This window comes from Pigmentiphaga sp. CHJ604, assembly GCF_036972535.1.
Taxonomy (GTDB): domain Bacteria; phylum Pseudomonadota; class Gammaproteobacteria; order Burkholderiales; family Burkholderiaceae_B; genus Pigmentiphaga; species Pigmentiphaga daeguensis.
Genome location: NZ_CP136998.1, coordinates 4,629,402 through 4,650,156, shown reverse-complemented (window position 1 = coordinate 4,650,156; position 20,755 = coordinate 4,629,402). Strand labels below are relative to the sequence as shown.

General features: G+C 68.1%; 19 protein-coding genes. 13 read left to right on the top strand and 6 right to left on the bottom strand.

The features are described from left to right. Nucleotides 1-220 precede the first annotated feature (220 nt). From R4823_RS22360 to sodC, 6 genes are all read left to right on the top strand, one after another. Entirely contained in the window at nt 221-1,144 is a 924-nt protein-coding gene (locus tag R4823_RS22360; RefSeq protein WP_087837955.1) for an FAD-binding protein, read from the top strand. Between the two features lie 69 nt (nt 1,145-1,213). Further along, nucleotides 1,214-3,535 carry an NADP-dependent malic enzyme gene (locus R4823_RS22355; RefSeq protein ID WP_087837989.1) on the top strand — a complete coding sequence of 774 codons (2,322 nt, stop codon included), beginning with the start codon at nt 1,214-1,216 and terminating at the stop codon, nt 3,533-3,535. Beyond that, complete coding sequence (locus R4823_RS22350) at nt 3,495-4,766, top strand: patatin-like phospholipase family protein (RefSeq protein WP_243724522.1); 1,272 nt, start codon at nt 3,495-3,497, stop codon at nt 4,764-4,766. Before R4823_RS22355 ends, R4823_RS22350 begins: the two co-directional genes overlap by 41 nt. A gap of 2 nt (nt 4,767-4,768) precedes the next feature. After that, nucleotides 4,769-5,161: a ribonuclease domain-containing protein gene (locus R4823_RS22345; RefSeq protein ID WP_087837953.1), complete on the top strand. Its 393-nt coding sequence runs from the start codon at nt 4,769-4,771 to the stop codon at nt 5,159-5,161. Nucleotides 5,162-5,164: 3 nt separating this feature from the next. Then, entirely contained in the window at nt 5,165-5,593 is a 429-nt protein-coding gene (locus R4823_RS22340; RefSeq protein WP_087837952.1) for a barstar family protein, read from the top strand. 81 nt (nt 5,594-5,674) lie between these two features. Further along, nucleotides 5,675-6,202 (top strand): superoxide dismutase family protein, encoded by a 528-nt coding sequence (sodC, locus tag R4823_RS22335; RefSeq protein WP_087837951.1) that lies wholly within the window; start codon nt 5,675-5,677, stop codon nt 6,200-6,202. A gap of 15 nt (nt 6,203-6,217) precedes the next feature. Here the strand turns inward: sodC and R4823_RS22330 are convergent, their stop codons facing one another. After that, a complete protein-coding gene (locus tag R4823_RS22330) occupies nt 6,218-6,961 on the bottom strand; it encodes a 16S rRNA (uracil(1498)-N(3))-methyltransferase (RefSeq protein WP_087837950.1) in 744 nt (247 codons plus the stop codon). A gap of 122 nt (nt 6,962-7,083) precedes the next feature. Between R4823_RS22330 and tkt the strand changes: the two genes are divergently transcribed. The 7 genes from tkt to R4823_RS22295 all read left to right on the top strand — a co-directional run bounded on the left by tkt (nt 7,084) and on the right by R4823_RS22295 (nt 15,403). Continuing rightward, the gene (tkt, locus tag R4823_RS22325; RefSeq protein WP_087837949.1) at nt 7,084-9,132 is read left to right on the top strand and encodes a transketolase; all 2,049 of its coding nucleotides are present in this window, start codon (nt 7,084-7,086) and stop codon (nt 9,130-9,132) included. Between the two features lie 57 nt (nt 9,133-9,189). Next, on the top strand, nt 9,190-10,200 hold the full coding sequence (gene gap, locus R4823_RS22320) for a type I glyceraldehyde-3-phosphate dehydrogenase (RefSeq protein ID WP_087837948.1): 1,011 nt from the start codon (nt 9,190-9,192) through the stop codon (nt 10,198-10,200). A gap of 4 nt (nt 10,201-10,204) precedes the next feature. Then, entirely contained in the window at nt 10,205-11,407 is a 1,203-nt protein-coding gene (locus R4823_RS22315; RefSeq protein ID WP_087837947.1) for a phosphoglycerate kinase, read from the top strand. After that, the gene (pyk, locus tag R4823_RS22310; RefSeq protein ID WP_254914569.1) at nt 11,322-12,860 is read left to right on the top strand and encodes a pyruvate kinase; all 1,539 of its coding nucleotides are present in this window, start codon (nt 11,322-11,324) and stop codon (nt 12,858-12,860) included. The genes R4823_RS22315 and pyk overlap by 86 nt, the downstream gene beginning before the upstream one ends. A gap of 34 nt (nt 12,861-12,894) precedes the next feature. Further along, nucleotides 12,895-13,959 carry a class II fructose-bisphosphate aldolase gene (fba, locus tag R4823_RS22305; RefSeq protein WP_087837945.1) on the top strand — a complete coding sequence of 355 codons (1,065 nt, stop codon included), beginning with the start codon at nt 12,895-12,897 and terminating at the stop codon, nt 13,957-13,959. 28 nt (nt 13,960-13,987) lie between these two features. After that, nucleotides 13,988-14,872, top strand: coding sequence for a phosphoribosylaminoimidazolesuccinocarboxamide synthase (locus R4823_RS22300; protein WP_087837944.1), 885 nt, complete (start codon nt 13,988-13,990; stop codon nt 14,870-14,872). A gap of 93 nt (nt 14,873-14,965) precedes the next feature. Continuing rightward, on the top strand, nt 14,966-15,403 hold the full coding sequence (locus R4823_RS22295; RefSeq protein WP_087837943.1) for a coiled-coil domain-containing protein: 438 nt from the start codon (nt 14,966-14,968) through the stop codon (nt 15,401-15,403). Nucleotide 15,404: 1 nt separating this feature from the next. Here R4823_RS22295 and R4823_RS22290 read toward each other — a convergent pair whose 3' ends face one another. The 5 genes from R4823_RS22290 to R4823_RS22270 all read right to left on the bottom strand — a co-directional run bounded on the left by R4823_RS22290 (nt 15,405) and on the right by R4823_RS22270 (nt 20,754). Then, on the bottom strand, nt 15,405-16,136 hold the full coding sequence (locus R4823_RS22290; protein ID WP_165963162.1) for a GntR family transcriptional regulator: 732 nt from the start codon (nt 16,134-16,136) through the stop codon (nt 15,405-15,407). A gap of 89 nt (nt 16,137-16,225) precedes the next feature. Next, nucleotides 16,226-17,230, bottom strand: coding sequence for a tripartite tricarboxylate transporter substrate binding protein (locus R4823_RS22285; RefSeq protein ID WP_087837941.1), 1,005 nt, complete (start codon nt 17,228-17,230; stop codon nt 16,226-16,228). A gap of 34 nt (nt 17,231-17,264) precedes the next feature. Next, nucleotides 17,265-18,458 (bottom strand): CoA transferase, encoded by a 1,194-nt coding sequence (locus R4823_RS22280; RefSeq protein ID WP_087837940.1) that lies wholly within the window; start codon nt 18,456-18,458, stop codon nt 17,265-17,267. Next, complete coding sequence (locus tag R4823_RS22275) at nt 18,455-19,285, bottom strand: p-hydroxycinnamoyl CoA hydratase/lyase (RefSeq protein WP_087837939.1); 831 nt, start codon at nt 19,283-19,285, stop codon at nt 18,455-18,457. The genes R4823_RS22280 and R4823_RS22275 overlap by 4 nt, the downstream gene beginning before the upstream one ends. Nucleotides 19,286-19,302: 17 nt before the next feature. Further along, on the bottom strand, nt 19,303-20,754 hold the full coding sequence (locus R4823_RS22270) for an aldehyde dehydrogenase family protein (RefSeq protein ID WP_087837938.1): 1,452 nt from the start codon (nt 20,752-20,754) through the stop codon (nt 19,303-19,305). Nucleotide 20,755: the final 1 nt, after the last annotated feature.

The following is a 20,755-nucleotide window of genomic DNA, read 5'->3' as shown; positions in this document are numbered from 1 at the left end:
CGATCGAAAGGACGCCGCCGCGGGCGCGGCGCGATGGAAGCTCCAAACCACTCATGATACGCCGCGCCGCGGCCGGCGCGGATGGCCGCCCGGCCGCCCGCGCCGTTACAATGACCGGCATGGCACCGCTCGTCCCGTTACGTCACCTCCCTGGCCGGACCTTTCCGCCTCCCGGGCCCGAAGGCCGGCACGGCCTTCTTCCTGGCACGGAGCCCTTGCCATGAAACCCGGCCGCCGCGCGTTCTTCCTGCCCCGCATGCTTTCCGATTCGCCCTGGCCGGCCTTCTGCCAGCGCCTGGCGCGCATGGCCCGCGGCCAGGTCAGCGACGAGACGCCGCAGGCCGGTGCCCCCGGGCGGGCGCGCCTGGTGGTGGCCCGGGAAGAGGACGTCTATCACGCCGCCGCGCTGTGCCGCGAATTCGGCGTGCTGCTGGTGCAGCCCGGCGCGCGGGAGGCCGCCTTGCCCGCGGAGCGCGGCTGGCTGCGGCTGGATACTTCGCAACTGGCGGCGATCGAAGCCTTCGACGAGCGCTCGGGTACCATCGTGGTGCAGGCCGGCTGTCCCATGGGCGCGCTGCGCGAGCGGCTGGCGGGAACGCCATGGCGCTGGCACGCGGGCGCCGATCTCGAACCGGTCGGGGCCTGGCTGCTGCGTACCCGCGGCTGGCTGCCGGGCCGCTGCCGGGATTCCGGCCTGGAGGCCGCCCAGGTATTGCTGGCCGATGGAGCATTCGAACAATTGGGCCCTTTCGGGGCCGAATCGACCCAGCCGCTTCGCTCCACGTCGGCCAGCCGTCTCGTGTCCGACCTGTTCCAGCTGGCTTCCGACTCCGCCGTGGCGGCGATGCTGGAGCTGCCGGTCTGGCCGGCCGGCTACCGAATCGATGCCCTCGTGCCGCGTGCCGCCACGGGCGGCGAGCCGGTGCCCAACCCCGCGCACTTCCTGCTGGGCAGCGAAGGCACCCTGGCCTGGGCGGGGCGGTTCCGGCTGCGTCTGCGCGATGCCGGGGAAGCGCCCCCGGTGCTGTCCGTCCAGGAGCGCGAAGACCGCGCTTCGGGCCGGGAAACCCCGGCCGACCGGCTCGATGCCATGGTCAAGGCCACGTTCGACGCGGGCGGTGTTTTCCCGTCGTCGGTTGTCTAACCCGTGCCGGGAGCGGATAATCCGCACCTCGCATAACTTCGTGTGACCGCCCTGCGGGCGTTATTTTTCATGGCTCAACCCCTCGACCCCAACCTGCGCAAGGCCGCTCTCGAATATCACGAGTACGGCCGTCCGGGCAAGATTTCCATTGCCCCGACCAAGCAACTCGTCAACCAGCGCGACCTGGCGCTGGCCTATTCTCCGGGGGTAGCGGCGGCGTGCGAAGCCATCGTCGACGACCCCGCGGCCGCGTTCCGCTACACCGCGCGCGGCAACCTGGTGGGGGTGATCTCCAACGGCACGGCGGTGCTGGGCCTGGGAGCGATCGGGGCGCTGGCGTCCAAGCCGGTCATGGAAGGCAAGGCGGTCCTGTTCAAGAAATTCGCCGGCATCGACGTGTTCGACATCGAGGTCAACGAGACCGACCCCGACAAGCTGGTCGACATCATCGCGGCGCTCGAGCCGACGTTCGGCGGCATCAACCTGGAAGACATCAAGGCGCCGGAGTGCTTCGCGGTCGAACGCAAGGCCCGTCAGCGCATGAACATCCCCGTGTTCCACGACGACCAGCACGGCACGGCCATCACCGTGGCGGCCGCCGTGCTGAACGGCCTGGCCGTGGTCGGCAAGAAGATCGACGAGGTCAAGCTGGTTGCGTCGGGCGCGGGCGCCGCGGCGCTGGCCTGCCTGAACCTGCTGGTGGACCTCGGCCTGCCGCTGGCCAATGTCTGGGTGACCGACATCGAGGGCGTGGTCTGGAAGGGACGCACCACGCTGATGGACCCCGACAAGGAGCGTTTCTCGCAGGATACCGACAAGCGCACGCTGGGCGAGGTGATCGAGGGCGCCGACGTGTTCCTGGGCCTGTCCGCCGGCGGCGTGCTCAAGCCCGAGATGGTGGCGGCCATGGCCAAGCGGCCGCTGATCCTGGCGCTGGCCAACCCCACGCCGGAGATCCTGCCCGAGGTCGTGAAGTCGGTGCGCGACGACGCCGTCATCGCCACCGGCCGTTCGGACTATCCGAACCAGGTCAACAACGTGCTGTGTTTCCCCTACATCTTCCGGGGCGCCCTGGACGTGGGCGCGACCACCATTACGCGCGAGATGGAAATCGCCACCGTGCATGCGATCGCCGAACTGGCGCGCCAGGAACAGAGCGAGATCGTCGCCGCGGCCTATGACGTGTCCGATCTCGCGTTCGGCCCGGAATACCTGATTCCCAAGCCTTTCGATCCGCGCCTGATCGTGCGCATTGCGCCCGCCGTGGCGCGCGCCGCCATGGACTCCGGCGTCGCCACGCGGCCGATCGCCGACATGGATGCCTACGTCGAGCAACTGCAGCAGTTCGTCTATCACTCCGGCGCCTTCATGCGTCCGCTGTACGGCGCGGCGCGCCGCACGGTGCGCGAGGGCGGCAAGGCCCGCATCGTCTACACCGAGGGCGAGGACGAGCGCGTGCTGCGCGCGGTGCAGGCGGTGGTGGACGACGGCCTGGCCCGTCCCATACTGGTCGGCCGTCCGGCGGTGCTGGCCAAGCGCATCGAGAAGCTGGGCCTGCGGATGCGCCTGGGCCAGGACGTCGAGGTCACCAACACCGAGTTCGACGAGCGCCACCGCAACTATTCCCAGACCTACTGGGAAATGACCAAGCGCAAGGGCATCACCAAGGAATACGCGAAGATCGAGATGCGCCGGCGCCTGACGCTGATCGGCGCGATGATGGTCCACCAGGGCGACGCCGACGGCATGATCTGCGGCACGGTCGGTCCCTACGGCAATCACCTGCAGTTCGTCGACGAGGTCATCGGCCGCAACCCCAGCGCCAAGGTCTACGCCGCGATGAACTTCCTCGTGCTGCCGCAGCGCACGGTGGTGCTGGTCGATACGCACGTGAACGAGAATCCCGATGCCGACCAGCTGGCCGAGATCACCATCATGGCGGCCGAGGAAATGAAGCGCCTGGGCGTCGAGCCCAAGGCCGCGCTGCTGTCGCACTCGAACTTCGGCTCCAGCGATTCGCCGTCGGCGGTCAAGATGCGCCAGGCGCTGGCGCTGATCCAGGAGCGCGCGCCGTGGCTGGAAGTGGACGGCGAGATGCACGGCGACTGCGCCATCGACGAGGCGATCCGCAACCGCATCATGCCGGACAGCGCGCTCAAGGGCGAAGCCAACCTGCTGGTGTGCCCCACCATCGAGTCGGCCAACATTGCCTACAACCTGCTGAAGACGGCGGCCGGCAACAACGTGGCCATCGGTCCCATCCTGCTCGGCTGCAAGGCCCCGGTCAACATCCTGACCGCCAGTTCGACGGTGCGCCGCATCATCAACATGACCGCGCTGACGGTCATGGATGCCAACGCCTCGCGCCTGGATGGCAGCGGCGGACGTTGATCCCGCAGCGGGGGCCGCGCGTGCGGCTCCCACCGTGCCGGTGCTGCGGCCCGCATGCACCGGCCTCGTGCTTGCCGGCGGCGGCGCCCGGGCGGCCTACCAGGTAGGTGTGCTCAAGGCCATCGTCCGCATCCTGGGCGAGCGTCCCGGCGGCCTGCACGCCAATCCCTTCCATGTCCTGTGCGGCACGTCGGCCGGTGCCATCAACGCCGCCGTGCTGGCCTGCGGCGCCCATCACCTGCAGCAGACGATCGAGCACATGCTGGACGTCTGGGAGAATTTCCACGCCGACCAGGTCTACCGGACCGATGCGCTGCGCACCGTGCGCGGCGGGGGAAGCTGGCTGTCCATGCTTTCGTTCGCGCTGATGATGGCCCGCGTGGGCCGCAGCCAGCAGCCCGCGCTGTTGGACAACCAGCCGCTGGGCGAACTGCTGCGCGGCGTGCTGGACTTCGGGCGGCTGGACGCCAACCTGGCCGACGGCGTGGTCCAGGCGCTGGCCATCGCCGCTACCGGCTATACCTCGGGCCAGCACATCACCTTCTACCAGTCTGCCTACGAGATCGAGCCGTGGCGCCGTTCCCTGCGCGTGGCGGTGCGGGCCGAAATCGGCGTCGAGCATCTGCTGGCGTCCAGCGCGATCCCGTTCGTGTTTCCTGCCCGCCGGCTGCTGGTGCATGGAGAGCCCGAGTGGTGCGGCGATGGTTCCATGCGGCAGCTTGCTCCCATCAGCCCCGCGATCCACCTGGGCGCCGGCCGCGTGCTGATCATCAGCGGCGGCCATTCCGAGGCGGATCCCCGGCGCAGGGCGGGGGCGGCCACCTACCCGACGCTGGCGCAGATCGGCGGCCACGCTTTGTCCAACATCTTCCTGGACAGCCTGGACGCCGACATCGAACGCATCCAGCGCATCAACCAGACCCTGTTGCGGCTGCCGGCCGGGGAGCGCTGGAGCGGCGCGCTGCGTCCCATACGCGTGCTATCGATATCTCCCAGCCAGCGCCTGGACGAGATCGCCGGCCGCCACCTGGACAGCCTGCCTGCGGCGATGCGCACGCTGCTGCGCGGCATGGGCGTCTCGTCCGGCCCCGATACCCTGACGGGCGCTTCCCTGGCGTCCTACCTGCTGTTCGAGCCCGGCTACACGCGTGAGTTGATCGCCCTGGGGTTTGGCGATACGCTCATCCGCAGCGACGAGGTGCTGGCATTCTTCCGTACCGACGAGGAATAGCGATGTCTTGGACACTAGGCCGTTTCCTGCGCGGATTCACGATCGTGCTGTTGTGGCTGGCGCTGGGGGCTGGCGCATGGGCCCGAGGCCCCGTGCCCGGCACGATCGACGCGCGCGACCTGCCGCCGGAGGCGCGCCAGGTGCTGGCGCAGATCCGGCAGGGCGGGCCGTTCCGCCACGCCCGCGACGGCGTGACGTTTTATAACCGCGAACGCCTTTTGCCCGTGCGGGCGCGTGGGTACTATACCGAGTACACCGTCCCCACGCCCGGTGCGCGCAACCGCGGCGCGCGGCGCATCGTCGCCGGCAAGGGCGACACGGGCGATCCCGCCACCAGCGGAGAGTACTGGTATACCGCCGATCACTACGCGTCGTTTCGGCGCATCCAGGAGTGATCCATGTCCTCGAATGCGAGAAACCTGAACGAATGCCTCAAGTCCGGCGGTGCGCTGGCCGGTCCGGACCTCGACGTGAAGGCCTTGCTCCAGGCCGCGCGGCACTTGAAGCTGGCCGTCTACGAGGTCGATTGTTCGCGGGCCAAGAGCAAGTCCGCCGTGCTGCGGGCAATCGCCAACGCGGTCGATTTCCCCGAGCATTTCGGCGGCAATCTCGATGCCTTGTACGACTGCCTGTGCGACACGGTGCTCGATCAGCCGGCCGGCATGGTGCTGGCGCTGCGCCAGCTGCACCAGGACGATCCCGGCCTGTCCGAGCACGCGGCGGCCATCGCCCAGGTAGGCGAGGACGTGGTCGAGTTCGCGCGCGAGAACGGCAAGGCCTTCACCTTCGTCCTGGACAAGGCCGACGGGGCGGTTGCGCCGGCCTAGGCTGGGCGGCGCGGCTGTCCGCCGGACTTGCCCATGCGGGGTGGCGCCATTCGTTTGTCCATGACGAGGTAAGGAGGATCCATGAAACGCCACATTGCGGCAATGCTGTTCCTGGGAACGTCCACGCTCTGCGCGCCGGCCCTGGCCGACCTTTCCATTCCGATGACCACCGTGGACGCCCAGGGCAAGGGGCAGGACATCGGCAAGGTCACGGTCAAGGAAACGCCCTACGGCCTGGTGTTCACGCCGGCGCTGACCGGTCTCGCGCCGGGCCTGCACGGCTTCCACGTCCACCAGAATCCCAGTTGCGACCCCGGCCAGCAGGACGGCAAGCCGGTGGCCGCGCTGGCGGCGGGCGGCCACTACGATCCGAAGAAAACCGGCAAGCACGGCGAACCCTGGGACGATGGCGGCCACCTGGGCGACCTGCCGGCGCTGTACGTGGATGCCAACGGCAAGGCGGACTATCCGGTGCTGGCACCCAAGCTGAAGAAGCTGTCGGAGGTGCAGGGCCACGCGTTGATGGTGCACCAGGGCGGCGACAACCATGCGGACCACCCCATGCCGCTGGGCGGCGGCGGTGCCCGCATGGCTTGCGGCGTGATCTGACGGGGCTCGCCCCCGTCAGATCCAGTCCAGCTTGGCGGACAGGGCCGAGATCAGCGCGGTGCCGGCTGTCTCGGTGCGCAGGATGCGGTCGCCGAAGCGGACGGCGCGCACGCCGTGGCGGGTGGCCAGCGCGTATTCCTCGGGCGACCAGCCGCCTTCCGGGCCGACCAGCAGTTCCAGGTCGGCCGGGGGGGAGGGCAGGCCGCCCAGCCATTCGGTGAGCCGGACTTCTGCGTCGGGGTCGCAGAACACCCGCCGGGTGCCGTCGGGCGCGGGGCGCGAGAGCCATTGCTCGGGCGTCAGCGGCGCGGCCACGGTGGGGACGCGGTTGCGGCCGCACTGCTCGCAGGCGGCAATCGCCACCCGCTGCCAGTGCTGCACCCGCTTCTCCAGGCGTTCGCCGGACAGCTTGAGGATGCTGCGGGCGGCCGCCAGGGGCTGGATGGCATGCGCGCCGACTTCCACCGCCTTTTCCACCACCCAGTCCATCTTGTCGCCCGACGGGATGGCCTGCGCCAGCACGATGCGGCCCGGCAGCTCGGCCTCGCGCGGATCGTGCTGGCCCAATTGGGCCATCGCCGTCCGGCCGTCCACTTCCAGCCGGGCGGGGTACTGGCCGCCCCGGCCGTCGAACAGGACGATCTCGTCGCCGTCGCGCAGGCGTAGCACGCGCAGGGCATGGTGGGCGATGGGCACGGGCAGGGCGAGCCGGGCGCCGGCTTGCAGGGGAAGATCGACGTGGAAGCGGGGCAAGGGCATGGATGGAAGAGCGATGTAACTTTTGACAAGCATCCTGGCCCCCGAAAGGGCGGGGGACTTGTACGAATGTTAAACTCGAAAGCTTTGTAGCAGCGGGTTTTCCCGCCGGAACGAGTGTCTTCATGAGCAATCAAGCCGCCTCTCAACTCAATATGGCGGATGCCATCCGTGCGCTGTCCATGGATGCCGTCCAGAAGGCCAACTCCGGCCACCCCGGGGCGCCGATGGGCATGGCGGAAATCGCCCTCGCGCTCTGGCATGGACACCTGCGCCACAATCCGGCCAATCCCGCCTGGGCGGACCGCGATCGCTTCGTGCTGTCCAACGGCCACGGCTCGATGCTGATCTATTCGCTGCTGCACCTCACGGGCTACGACCTGCCCATCGAGGAACTGCGCAATTTCCGCCAGATGCATTCGAAGACCCCGGGCCACCCCGAGGTCGGCATCACCCCGGGAGTCGAGACCACCACCGGTCCGCTGGGGCAGGGCATCTCCAACGCCGTGGGCATGGCGCTGGCCGAAGCGCTGCTGGCGGCCGAGTTCAACCGTCCGGGCCTGCCCATCGTCGACCACTTCACCTATGCCTTCGTCGGTGACGGCTGCCTGATGGAAGGCATCTCGCACGAAGTCGCCTCGCTGGCCGGCACGCTCAAGCTGTCCAAGCTGGTCGTGCTGTACGACTCGAACGGCATCTCCATCGATGGCGAGATCAAGTACTGGTTCGCCGACGATACCGCCAAGCGTTTCGAGGCCTATGGCTGGAACGTGATCCGCAACGTCGACGGCCACGATGCCAAGGCCGTCGAGGCCGCCATCGCCCAGGCCAAGGCCCAGGCCGGCAAGCACGGCGGCCCGACGCTGATCGAGTGCCGCACCGTCATCGGCAAGGGCGCGCCCACCATGGCCGGTACCGACAAGGTCCACGGCGCGCCGCTGGGCGACAAGGAAATCGCCGCCACCCGCGAAGCCATCGGCTGGCCCTACGCGCCCTTCGAGATCCCGGCCGAGGTCTATGCGTTCTGGGACGGCAAGGCCAAGGGCGCGCAGGCCGAAGGTGCCTGGAACGAGCTGTTCGCCAAATACGCCGCCCAGTTCCCCGGGCAGGCCGCCGAGTTCGAGCGCCGCATGCGCGGCGACCTGCCGGCCGAGTTCGCCGAGCAATTCGCCCGGTTCCTGGCCGAGACCAACCAGAAGCAGGAAACCGTCGCCACCCGCAAGGCATCGCAGTTCGCCATCACGGCGCTGGCCGGCATGCTGCCCGAGCTGCTGGGCGGCTCGGCCGACCTGACCGGTTCCAACTACACCGACTGGAAGGGCGTGGCGCCGGTGCGCGCCGGCAAGGACGGCATCGAGTTCGGCCGCCACATCAACTACGGCGTGCGCGAGTTCGGCATGGCCGCCATCATGAACGGCATCGCGCTGCACGGCGGCTACCTGCCGTTCGGCGGCACCTTCCTGACCTTCTCCGACTATTCCCGCAATGCCCTGCGCATGGCGGCGCTGATGAAACAGCGCGTGGTGCACGTGTTCACGCACGACTCCATCGGCCTGGGCGAGGACGGCCCCACCCACCAGTCCATCGAGCATGCGGCCAGCCTGCGCCTGATTCCCAACCTGGCGGTCTGGCGTCCCTGCGACACCACCGAGACCGCGGTGGCCTGGGGCGCGGCGGTCGAGCGGCCGGCCAGCATCGGCATGGACGTGCATGCGGGTGGTCCGACGGCGCTGCTGCTGTCCCGCCAGAACCTGCCTTTCGTCGAGCGCGACCAGGCCACCATCGCCAACATCTCGCGCGGCGGCTACGTGCTGCGCGACGCGCTCAACCCGCGCGCCGTGATCATCGCCACCGGCTCGGAAGTCGCGCTGGCGCTGGCCGCGCAAGAGGCGCTGGCCAAGGACGAGATCTTCGTGCGCGTGGTGTCCATGCCGTGCACGCAGGTCTTCGACAGGCAGGACGAGGCCTGGCGCCAGCACGTGCTGCCGCGCAGCCTGCCGCGCGTGGCGGTCGAGGCCGGAGTCACCGACTACTGGCGCAAGTATGTGGGACTGGACGGCGAGGTCGTGGGGATCGACACCTACGGCGAATCCGCGCCGGCCGGCGTATTGTTCAAGCATTTCGGATTTACCACCGAACGGGTCGTCGAAGCCGTCCGGAAACTGGTGGGCTGAGCGGGGCCGCCGTCCACCAGCGTCATAGATTCTTCTCATCAAAGCAAAGGAAACACCATGACTATCCGTGTCGCGATCAATGGCTATGGCCGCATCGGCCGCAACGTCCTGCGTGCCCACTATGAAGGTGGCAAGAAGCACGACATCGAAATCGTCGCCATCAACGACCTGGGCGATCCCAAGACCAACGCGCACCTGACCCGTTACGACACTGCCCACGGCAAGTTCCCCGGCACCGTCACGGTCGAGGGCGAGTACATGGTCGTCAACGGCGACAAGATCCGCGTGCTGGCCAACCGCAACCCGGCCGAGCTGCCCTGGGGCGAACTGGGCGTGGACGTGGTGCTGGAATGCACCGGCTTCTTCACCAGCAAGGAAAAGGCCGGCGCCCACCTGAAGGGCGGCGCCAAGAAGGTCGTCATCTCCGCCCCCGGCGGCAAGGACGTCGACGCCACCATCGTCTACGGCGTGAACCAGGACGTGCTGAAGGCCGAGCACACCGTCATCTCGAACGCCTCGTGCACCACCAACTGCCTGGCCCCGCTGGTCAAGCCGCTGCACGACAAGCTGGGCATCGTCTCGGGCCTGATGACCACCGTCCACGCCTACACCAACGACCAGGTGCTGACCGACGTCTACCACGAGGACCTGCGCCGCGCCCGCTCGGCCACCCAGAACATGATCCCGACCAAGACCGGCGCCGCCGCCGCGGTCGGCCTGGTGATGCCCGAGCTCAACGGCAAGCTGGACGGCTACGCCATCCGCGTCCCGACCATCAACGTGTCGGTGGTCGATCTGACTTTCATCGCCAAGCGCGACACCACCGTCGAGGAAGTCAACGCCATCCTGAAGGAAGCCTCGGAAGGCTCGCTCAAGGGCATCCTGAACTACTCGACCGAGCCGCTGGTGTCGTCCGACTTCAACCACGACCCGGCCTCCAGCACCTTCGACGCCACGCTGACCAAGGTCAACGGCAACCTGGTGAAGGTCTCGTCGTGGTACGACAACGAGTGGGGCTTCAGCAACCGCATGCTGGACACCACCGTGGCGCTGATGTCGGCGAAGTAAGTCCATGAGCAAGGTCATCACGCTGGCCGATCTGGCGGCCAAGGGAAAACTGGACGGCAAGCGGGTGTTCATCCGCGCCGATCTGAACGTGCCCCAGGACGACCAGGGCAACATCACCGAGGACACGCGCATCCGCGCGTCGGTGCCGGGCATCCGCCTGGCGCTGGACGCCGGCGCGGCGGTCATGGTGACGTCGCACCTGGGCCGTCCCACCGAAGGCACCCTGACCCCCGCCGATTCGCTGGCGGTGGTGGCCAAGCGCCTGTCCGAGCTGCTGGGCAAGCCCGTGCGGCTCGTGGCCGACTGGGTCGACGGCGTGTCCGTCGCGCCCGGTGAAGTCGTGCTGCTCGAGAACTGCCGCGTCAACAAGGGCGAGAAAAAAGACGACGAGGCGCTGGCGCGCAAGATGGCCGCGCTGTGCGACGTCTACGCCAACGACGCCTTCGGCACCGCGCACCGCGCGGAAGCCACCACGCACGGCATCGCGCGCTACGCCCCCGTGGCCTGCGCCGGCCCGCTGCTGGCGGCCGAGCTGGACGCCCTGGGCCGCGCGCTGAGCGCGCCCAAGCGGCCGCTGGTGGCCATCGTGGCCGGTTCCAAGGTCTCGACCAAGCTGACCATCCTCAAGAGCCTGGCCGACAAGGTCGACCAGCTCATCGTGGGGGGCGGCATCGCCAACACCTTCATGCTGGCCAAGGGCCTGCCCATCGGCAAGTCGCTGGCCGAGCCGGATCTGGTGAACGAGGCCAGGGCCATCATCGAGATCATGGAGAAGCGCGGCGCCGCCGTGCCCATCCCGACCGACGTGGTGTGCGCCAAGACCTTCGCCGCCGATGCGCCGGCCCAGACCAAGTCCGCCGATGCCGTCGCGGCCGACGACCTGATCCTGGACATCGGTCCCGTCACGTCCGAACGCCTGGCGCAGCTGCTCAAGGTCGCCGGCACCATCGTCTGGAACGGCCCGGTGGGGGTGTTCGAGTTCGACGCCTTCTCGCATGGCACCGAAACGCTGGCCCGCGCCATCGCGGCCTCGCCGGCGTTCTCGATCGCCGGCGGGGGCGACACGCTGGCCGCGATCGCCAAGTACGGCATCGCGGACCAGGTTGGCTACATCTCGACCGGTGGCGGTGCCTTCCTCGAGTTCCTGGAAGGCAAGTCGCTGCCCGCGGTCGCCATCTTGGAGGAGCGCGCCGCTCAAGGCGCCTGACCCTGTGGACGCACCTTCCGCTCGTGCCACGAAGATCGTGGCTACACTCGGGCCGGCTTCCAGCTCGGCCGACACGCTGGCGCGGATGATCCGTGCCGGCGTCGATGTAGTACGGCTCAATTTCTCGCATGGCACCGCGGAAGACCACGCGGCGCGCGCCGGCCTGGTGCGCGCCGCCGCGCTGACCTGTGATCGCGAGGTCGCGATCATGGCCGACCTGCAGGGGCCCAAGATACGCGTCGGCAAATTCGCCGACGGCAAGGTCCAGCTCGAGCCGGGCCAGCCCTTCATCCTCGATGCCGCCTGCGAACTGGGCGACCAGGGCAAGGTGGGCCTGGACTATCCCGACCTGCCGCGCGACGTGCGGTCGGGCGACATCCTGCTCCTGAACGACGGCCTGATCCGCCTGCTGGTGATCCGCGTCGCAGGCACCGAGATCCACACCGAGGTGCTGGTCGGGGGCGAGCTCTCGAACAACAAGGGCATCAACCGCCAGGGCGGGGGCCTGACCGCGCCTGCGCTGACCGGCAAGGACATGGAAGACCTCCGGTCCGCGGTGCAGATGGGCGTGGACTACATCGCCATCAGCTTCCCCAAGAACCGCACCGACATGGAGATGGCACGCCAGCTGGTGGCCATCGCCGGCGCCCCCACCGGCGCGCGGCCCCAGCTCATCGCCAAGATCGAGCGGGCCGAGGCCATCGCCGTGCTCGAGGAAATCATCGACGCCTCGGACGGCATCATGGTGGCGCGCGGCGACCTGGCGGTGGAGGTCGGCGCGGCCGCCGTGCCCGCGCTGCAGAAACGCATGATCCGGATGGCGCGTTCGCGCAACCGTACCGTCATCACGGCCACGCAGATGATGGAATCCATGATCGTCAACGCCATGCCCACGCGCGCCGAAGTGTCGGACGTGGCCAACGCGGTGCTCGACGGTACCGATGCGGTGATGCTGTCCGCCGAGACCGCGGTCGGGCGCTACCCGGTCGAGACCATCGAAGCCATGGCCTCCATCTGCCTGGAAGCCGAGAAGTCCCAGCATTTCGAGCTGGACAAGGATTTCCTGGACCAGACCTTCCATCGCGTGGACCAGTCCATCGCCTACGCCGCGCTGTTCACCGCGCATCACATGCGCTGCAAGGCGATCTGCGCGTTGACGCATTCGGGTGCGACCACCTTGTGGATGAGCCGGCACGATAGTGCAACACCCATTTACGCATTGACCCCGCGCGTGGCGACGCAGCGTAAAGTAGCGCTGTACCGCAACGTGCGGACGTTGCAGCTGGAAGAATCCGGCGATCGCGACGCATCGCTGCTGGCGGCCGAGAAACTGCTGGTGGAAAAGGGCGTGGCGGGGCCGGGAGACCTGGTCGTCTTCACCGTGGGCGAACCGATGGGTTCGCCGGGCGGAACCAATACTCTAAAAATCGTGCGCGTCGGCCAACACGGTTGAGCGCGGCATTACAACTTTCAATCAGGAGTTCACAATGGCACTCGTTTCCATGCGTCAACTGCTCGACCATGCGGCAGAAAACGGCTACGGCATCCCGGCGTTCAACGTCAACAACCTGGAGCAGGTCCAGGCCATCATGGAAGCCGCCGACGAGACCAACAGCCCGGTCATCATGCAGGCCTCGGCCGGCGCCCGCAAGTATGCCGGCGAAGGCTTCCTGAAGGCCCTGATCGCCGCGGCGGTCGAGTCCTATCCCCACATTCCCGTCGTCATGCACCAGGACCACGGCCAGTCGCCCGACGTCTGCAAGGGCGCCATCGCGATGGGCTTCTCCAGCGTGATGATGGACGGCTCGCTGATGGCCGACGGCAAGACCATCGCCGATTACGACTACAACGTCGACGTCACCACCCAGGTCGTGAAGATGGCCCACGTGCAGGGCATCTCGGTCGAAGGCGAACTGGGCTGCCTGGGCTCGCTCGAAACCATGAAGGGCGACAAGGAAGACGGTCATGGCGCCGAAGGCACGATGACCCGCGAACAACTGCTGACCGACCCCGAGCAGGCCGCCGACTTCGCCAAGCGCACCCAGATCGACGCGCTGGCCATCGCCATCGGCACCAGCCATGGCGCCTACAAGTTCTCGCGCAAGCCCAGCGGCGATATCCTCGCCATCGAACGCATCAAGGAAATCCACCGCCGCCTGCCGACCACCCACCTGGTGATGCACGGCAGCTCCAGCGTGCCGCAGGACCTGCTGGCCGAGATCCGCGAATTCGGCGGCGACATGAAGGAAACCTACGGCGTGCCGGTCGAGGAAATCCAGGAAGCCATCAAGCACGGCGTGCGCAAGATCAACATCGACACCGACATCCGCCTGGCGATGACCGGCGCGATCCGCCGCTTCCTGGCCGAAAACCCCTCGAAGTTCGACCCGCGCGAGTACCTCAAGCCCGCGCGCGCCGCCGCCAAGAAGATCTGCGTCGAGCGCTACACCCAGTTCGGTACCGCCGGCAACGCCAGCAAGATCAAGGCGATTCCGCTGTCGCAGATCGCCGCCGACTACGCCTCCGGCAAGCTGGCCCAGATCGTCAAGTAAGCCCTCAACCGTCGAAGCAGGCCGCATCATGTCCGCACCGCTCTACCAGTCCACCATCCGTTCCCTGCCGCTGCTGGCGCGAGGCAAAGTGCGCGACATGTATGCCGTCGGCGACGACAAGCTCCTGATCGTCACCACCGACCGCCTGTCCGCCTTCGACGTCATCCTGGACGATCCGATCCCGGGCAAGGGCGAGGTGCTGAACTCGCTCACCAACTTCTGGCTGGGCCGGCTCGGCAACATCATCCCCAACCACCTAACCGGCGTCGAGCCCGAGAGCGTCGTCGCCGCCGACGAACGCGACCAGGTCGCGGGCCGGGCGGTGGTGGTCAAGCGGCTCAAGCCGGTGCTGGTGGAAGCGGTGGTGCGCGGCTACCTGATCGGCTCGGGCTGGAAGGACTACCAGGACACCGGCGGCGTGTGCGGCATCAAGCTGCCGGAAGGCCTGGTGCAGGCGCAGAAGCTGCCCGCGCCCATCTTCACGCCGGCGGCCAAGGCGGAACTGGGCTCGCACGACGAGAACGTCAGCTTCGAGCACGTGGTCAGGGAAGTCGGCCCGCAACTGGCCGAGCAGATCCGCGAAGTCTCGCTGCGCATCTACCAGTTGGCGTCCGAATATGCCGCCCAGCGCGGCATCATCATCGCCGATACCAAGTTCGAATACGGCCTGGACGAGAACGGCGTGCTGCATTTGATGGACGAGGTGCTGACGCCCGATTCGTCGCGCTTCTGGCCGGCCGATTCCTACGTGCCGGGCAGCAGCCCGCCGTCGTTCGACAAGCAGTTCGTGCGCGACTGGCTGGAAACCCAGCCCTGGGACAAGACCGCTCCCGCGCCGAGGCTGCCGCAGAACGTGCTGGAGCGCACGTCGGACAAGTACCGCGAGGCGCGGGTCCGGCTGGTCGGGGTTTGATCGCGCGCTTGTGCCAGGCAGGATGACGGCGGGCAGGATGGAAACATCCTGCCCGTTGTTTTTCAGCGCGACCGTATGGCATAGAATATTTCCATGACCGCCGCTCTTGCCTTCGACACCTTGCAATATTCCAAACGCCTGCAGCAGGCAGGCGTGGCTGCGCCTGTGGCCGATGCGCAGGCCGAGGCCCTGGCGCAGGTGCTGACAACCGGCATGGATGCCTTGGCTACGCGAGCCGATCTTGAAAAGGTTACGCTGGCTACGCGGGCCGATCTTGAAAAGGTCACTCTCGCTACGCGAGCCGATCTCGAACGGGTCTCTCTGGCAGCGCGTACCGATCTCGAGCGGGTGGAAACCAGCCTCAAAGGAGATATCCACGCGCTGGAAAACCGGTTGATCAGCACCGAGGGTCAGCTGAGATCGGAATTTCGCTCGGAATTGCGCCTGCTGGAACAGCGCATGACCATCAAGCTCGGTTCCATGCTGGTCGTGGCCGTGGGCGTCATGGCGGTGCTCGACAAGCTGCTCTGAATCAGATCAGCGCGATCTCCAGCCTGACCGCATCCCCCCGGTATATCCCTTCCCCCACGTAGATCAGCTTGCCCGACGTGTCGATGGCGCGCCGCACGACGTGCGCCACCGGCGCGTTCAGCGGCAGTTCCAGCAGCGCGGCCATCTCGCGGTCGGCGCTGCCCAGGGTCATGACCTGGTTGGCCCGCGCGATGCGCTTGCCGGCGATCTCGTGCAGGATGGGCAGGGTGGCCTCGTGCCGGAAGCGCTCAGGCGGTCCTTGCCTGAACAACTCGCTGTCCAGAATGAAGCGGGCCGCCAGGTAGGGGTGGCCGTCGCGCGCGTGCAGCCGGCGCATCATCGTGTAATGCTCGGCCGGTTCGCCTTCGCCCGCCGCGAAGGCGGGCAGTTCGTCCAGCTCGCGCTGTTCCAGGACCTCGATGTCCGCACCCTCGTGGGCCGAGATCAGCGAGGCCCAGTCGATGGCCAGCCGGTGCGCGCTGCGCTCCTTGGGCGTCCGGCGAACGAAGCTGCCCTTCGCGCGGAAGCGCTCGATCAGCCCTTCGTCCTCCAGCACGCCCAGCGCCTCGCGTATGGTGCCGCGCGCCACTTCGAAGTCCACGGCCAGGTCCGCCACGTTCGGGATGCGGCCGCCCACCGGCCAGTCGCCGGTAATGATCTTGTTGCGGAACAGCGATGCCAGTTGCAGATAGCGCGCCATCCGGTCGAGCGTGGTGTCGGTGAATGAGGACATGGGTCGGAAGCCTGGTTCGGGAGCTGCGGTCGGCGCCGGGGCGCAGACCGCGATTATTCCATCCCCGCCATTATCCTGCGGACCGTCCATCATTCGGGCCGGATGTTCAGTTCGCGCGCGAGCCGGCCGAAGGCCGCGATGTCGCGTTCCACCGTGGACCGCATCTCCTCCGGGGTGCCCTGGGCAGGCTGGAAGCCGCTGTCGGCCAGTTTTGCCCGGATGGCCGTATCGGCCAGCACCTGGCGGATGGTGCCCGAGAGGCGGTCGCGGATCGCGGCGGGCGTGCCGGCCGGCAGGGCGAAGCCGAAATAGGTGTTGGGGATGGTGTTCTCGTCGCCGCCGATCTCGCTCACGGCGGGCACGTCCGGCAGCAGCGGGAAGCGGCGGCCGCCGCCCACCAGCAGCGGCCGCACGCGGCCTTCGCGGATCGCGCCCAGGGCGGGTCCGATCGTGACCAGGGCCATGTCCACCTCGCCGGCCATGGCCGCGGTCAGCGCCGGGGCGCCGCCCTTGTAGGGCACGTGGGTCAGCTGTATGCCCAGCAGCGAGCACAGCGACTCGGTGCCCAGCTGGGTCATGCTGCCGTTGCCGAAGCTGGCATAGGTCAGGCGGCCGGGCTGCTTGCGGGCGGCGGCGACGAACTCCTGGATGGTCTTGGCGGGTTGCTTGGAGCCGGCCACCAGCACATAGGGGCCCCAGACCGCGATGCCTACGTAGGAAAAATCCTTCAACGGATCGTAGGGCAGCTTCTTGTACAGGCTGGGGTTGATGCCCAGCGCGCCGCGGTCGACGAACAGCAGGGTATAGCCGTCGGGCGCGGCCTTGGCCACGGCCTCGGTGCCGATCAGGCCGTTGGCGCCGGGCCGGTTGTCGACCACCACCGGCTGGCCCAGTCTTTCCGCCAATTGCTGGGCCACCAGCCGGGCGTTGGAGTCGGCCCCGGCGCCGGCGGGGAAGGGCACGATGACGCGGATGGCGCGGCTCGGGTAGGTGTCGCCCTGGCCGCGCGCGGCGCCGGCCGCGGCCAGGGCCAGGCCGGCGCCGGCGGAGATGAAGCCGCGGCGGGTGATGGAAGTGTCGCGATGGTCTGGCATGGGGTGTCTCCTTTTCTTTTGCAAACGGACGGCTCTAGGCGGTCGGTCCCCGGGCGGCGGCGATTTCCTGTTCCGACAGGCCGGCCTCGGCCAGGATCGCGGCGGTCTGTTCGCCCAGCGTGGGAGGAGGATGGCGGCTGGGCGGACGCTGGCCGTCGTAGCGGATGGGCCGGCTCAGCGCACGCACCGGGCCCATCTCCGGATGATGCAACTGGTGGAAACTGCCGGCGGCCGCGAACTCGGGGTCGTCCAGGATGTCCGGCACGGTCAGGACCGGCGCGTGCGGGACGTCGGCGGCGCGCAGCGCGGCCAGCCAGTGCTCCCGCGGCCGCGTGCGGAAGCGCTCGCGCAGCAGGCCCGACAGCGCCTCGAAGTTGGCGATGCGCGCGCCGCGGGTGGCGAAGCGCGGATCGTCCCGCAGTTCGGGCATGTCCACCGCCCGCACCAGGCCTTCCCAGAATTTCGGCGGCGACGAGAGCTGCAGGCCGATACGCGCGCCATCGGCGCACTCGAATGCCAGGCTGTGCGAATAGGACGCGCGCGTGGTCGACTGCATGCGCGTGCCGTCGCGGGTATAGCTGGCGAAGAAGTCGGGCATGAAGGACATGGAGGCTTCGATCATGTTGACCTCCACCAGCCGGCCCCGCCCGCTGGCCTGGCGGGCGAACAGCGCGCCCAGGATGCCCTGGCACGCGTACATGCCCGCCAGCTGGTCCGAGATGGTGGGGCCGCGCACCTGCGGATCGGACGGATCCAGGAAGGTGTCCAGCATGCCGCTCAGGGCCTGCCCGATGGTGTCGAAGGCCGGCTGGCCCTCGTGCCGGCTGCCGGGCAGGAAGCCGCCGATGGCGCAATAGACCAGCTGCGGCCGCCGGGCGCGCAGCGTTTCCCATCCCAGTCCCATCCGGTCCATGACGCCGGGGCGGAAGTTCTCGATCAGCACGTCCGCCGTGTCCACCAGCCGCAGCAGGGCGTCGCGCCCGGCCGCGCTGCCCAGGTCCAGCCTGACGCTGCGCTTGTTGCGGTTGAAGGCGACGAAGTTCGGACTGTACTGGCCGTCGCGGAAGGCGCGGAAGGGGTCGCCTTCCGGCCGCTCGACCTTGATCACGTCGGCGCCCAGGTCGGCCAGCATCAGGCCGGCGTAGGGGCCGGTGATGAAGTTGCCCAGCTCCAGCACCCGGATGCCTTGCAGCACGTCGCCGGAGGCGGGCGCGGATGCGGCGCTCATTGCGCGTCCCGCCGGTATTCGCCGTAGCCGGGGCGATAGGTCTTCTCGTCCAGGAACTGGGTCATCGCCTGTTCGCGCCCGCCCTCGGTATCCATGAAGCGCATCTCGCGTTCCTTGGCCAGCAAGTAGTCGGCGGCCTGGTCCACGCTCATGCCGCGCACCAGGCGCAGGCTTTCCTTGATGGTGCGCAGCGTCTGCGGATTCTTGCGCGCCAGCGTGGCGGCCAGTTCCTCGGTGCGCGCGCGCAGCCGCTCGAGCGGCACGGACTCGGTCACCAGCCGCATCTGCGCGGCCACCTTGCCATTGAAGGGATCGCCCGTCATCGCATAGTAGACCGCGTCGCGGTAGGCCAGGCCGTCGACGATGACCTTGCCGACCAGGCCGCCGGGCAGGATGCCCCAGTTCACCTCGGACAGGCCGAACTGCGCTTCGTCCGCCGCGATGGCGAAATCGCAGGCGAACAACTGCACGAAGGCGCCGCCGTAGCAGTGCCCGTTCACCATGGCGATGGTGGGCTTGGGAAAGCTGCTGAGCAGGGTCCAGCGCCATTCGTGGTTGGCCAGACGGGCCAGGTGGCGCTGCTTGGGCTTGTCGTCCAGCGCGCGGAAGAACAGGCCTATGTCCTGGCCGGCGCACCAGCTGTCGCCCGCGCCGGTCAGCACCAGCACGCGCACCGACGGCTCCTCGGCCAGCTCCTTGAGCACGTCCACCATCTCGAAGTGCAGGTCCGGGCTCATCGCGTTGCGCTTGTCGGGGCGGTTCAGCGTGACCCAGCCTATGCCGTTGGCGATCTCGACTTTGACGTTCTTCAACTGATCGAATTGCATGCTTGTCTCTTCCTGGTTCAAAGCGTGATGTAGACGTTCTTCAATTGCGTGTAGGACACCAGTTCCTCGAAGGATTCCTCGCGGTTGTTGCCCGACTGCTTGTAGCCGCCGAAGGGTGCGGGGAAGAAATGCTTGGCGGCGTTGTTGACCCAGACGTAGCCCGCCTCGAAGCGGCCGGCGGCGCGGTGGGCCGTGTCCAGGCGCGTGGTGTAGACGCCGGCGGCCAGTCCGTACTCCAGCGAGTTGACCTGTTCGAACATCTCGTCCTCGTCCGACCACTTGAGAATGGACAGCACCGGGCCGAAGATCTCTTCGCGCGCGATGCGCATGTCCATGGTCACGTCGGTGAACACGGTGGGTTCGATGAAGTGCCCGTTGGCCAGCTCGGCGCCGTCGGGATGCCTGCCGCCCGCGGCCAGCCGGGCGCCTTCCTGCCTGCCCAGCTCGATGTAGTGCATGATCTTGTCGTACTGCTCGCGCGAGACGATGGCGCCCATGGTCGTGGCCTTGTCGGTGGGCAGGCCGGGGCGGTAGGCGCGCACGCCTTCCAGCACGCCCTGGACCACCTGTTCGTACACCGACTCGTGCACGAACAGGCGCGTGGTCGAGCTGCACGCCTGGCCGCACCAGGTGAAGCACATGCCGGCCACGGCGCCCTTGATCGCCCGTTCCAGGTCCGCGTCGGGATAGACCACTAGCGCGTTCTTGCCGCCCAGTTCCAGGCTGACGTGCTTGAGGTGCTCGGCCGCGCCGCGCGCGATGGCCTTGCCGGTGGCGATGCTGCCGATCAGCGTGACCTTGGGCACCAGCGGGTGGTCCACCAGCGCCTGGCCGCACTCGGTCCCGCCCGACAGCACGTTGATGACCCCGGGCGGCGCGATGCCGTCTATCAGTTCCATCAGCCGGTAGGCCGACAGCGGCGCCTGCACCGGCGGTTTCATGATGACGGTATTGCCGGCCGCGACTGCCGCCGCCAGCCGGCTGGCCGTGAACATCATGGGGTGGTTGTAGGCGACGATGCGGGCGCAGACGCCGTAGGGCTCGCGCACCGTCATGTCGATGACGCCTTCGCCCATGGGGATCGTGGAGCCGCGCAGCTCATAGACCAGTCCCGCGAAATAGTCGATGAGCTGGGTGGCGATGTCGACGTCGTTCATCAGCGCGGACACGGGATTGCCGCAGTCGATGGCGTCGATCATGGCCAGTTCCTCGCGATGCTCGCGCATGACCTGGGCGATGCGGCGCAGCACCGTGGCGCGTTCGCCGGGCGAGGTGCGACGCCACGAGCGATAGGCCTCGTGGGCGGCGCGCACGGCGGCGTCGACGTCGGCGCGGCTGGCCACCGCGCAGGGGCCCAGGTTCTCGCCGGTGGACGGGCTGAAGGAGTCGGCATAGCCGCCTTCCGGGCGATGCCAGGCGCCGCCGTAATACAGGTCGCGGTGCCGGGGCAGCAGTTTTTCGATGGACATG

Bases quoted from the DNA above. Each gene is read 5' to 3' on its own strand.
- R4823_RS22360 (WP_087837955.1), top strand. From the start codon at position 221: ATGAAACCCGGCCGCCGCGCGTTCTTCCTGCCCCGCATGCTTTCCGAT.
- R4823_RS22355 (WP_087837989.1), top strand. From the start codon at position 1,214: ATGGCTCAACCCCTCGACCCCAACCTGCGCAAGGCCGCTCTCGAATAT.
- R4823_RS22350 (WP_243724522.1), top strand. From the start codon at position 3,495: ATGCCAACGCCTCGCGCCTGGATGGCAGCGGCGGACGTTGATCCCGCA.
- R4823_RS22345 (WP_087837953.1), top strand. From the start codon at position 4,769: ATGTCTTGGACACTAGGCCGTTTCCTGCGCGGATTCACGATCGTGCTG.
- R4823_RS22340 (WP_087837952.1), top strand. From the start codon at position 5,165: ATGTCCTCGAATGCGAGAAACCTGAACGAATGCCTCAAGTCCGGCGGT.
- sodC (WP_087837951.1), top strand. From the start codon at position 5,675: ATGAAACGCCACATTGCGGCAATGCTGTTCCTGGGAACGTCCACGCTC.
- R4823_RS22330 (WP_087837950.1), bottom strand. From the start codon at position 6,961: ATGCCCTTGCCCCGCTTCCACGTCGATCTTCCCCTGCAAGCCGGCGCC.
- tkt (WP_087837949.1), top strand. From the start codon at position 7,084: ATGAGCAATCAAGCCGCCTCTCAACTCAATATGGCGGATGCCATCCGT.
- gap (WP_087837948.1), top strand. From the start codon at position 9,190: ATGACTATCCGTGTCGCGATCAATGGCTATGGCCGCATCGGCCGCAAC.
- R4823_RS22315 (WP_087837947.1), top strand. From the start codon at position 10,205: ATGAGCAAGGTCATCACGCTGGCCGATCTGGCGGCCAAGGGAAAACTG.
- fba (WP_087837945.1), top strand. From the start codon at position 12,895: ATGGCACTCGTTTCCATGCGTCAACTGCTCGACCATGCGGCAGAAAAC.
- R4823_RS22300 (WP_087837944.1), top strand. From the start codon at position 13,988: ATGTCCGCACCGCTCTACCAGTCCACCATCCGTTCCCTGCCGCTGCTG.
- R4823_RS22295 (WP_087837943.1), top strand. From the start codon at position 14,966: ATGACCGCCGCTCTTGCCTTCGACACCTTGCAATATTCCAAACGCCTG.
- R4823_RS22290 (WP_165963162.1), bottom strand. From the start codon at position 16,136: ATGTCCTCATTCACCGACACCACGCTCGACCGGATGGCGCGCTATCTG.
- R4823_RS22285 (WP_087837941.1), bottom strand. From the start codon at position 17,230: ATGCCAGACCATCGCGACACTTCCATCACCCGCCGCGGCTTCATCTCC.
- R4823_RS22280 (WP_087837940.1), bottom strand. From the start codon at position 18,458: ATGAGCGCCGCATCCGCGCCCGCCTCCGGCGACGTGCTGCAAGGCATC.
- R4823_RS22275 (WP_087837939.1), bottom strand. From the start codon at position 19,285: ATGCAATTCGATCAGTTGAAGAACGTCAAAGTCGAGATCGCCAACGGC.
- R4823_RS22270 (WP_087837938.1), bottom strand. From the start codon at position 20,754: ATGTCCATCGAAAAACTGCTGCCCCGGCACCGCGACCTGTATTACGGC.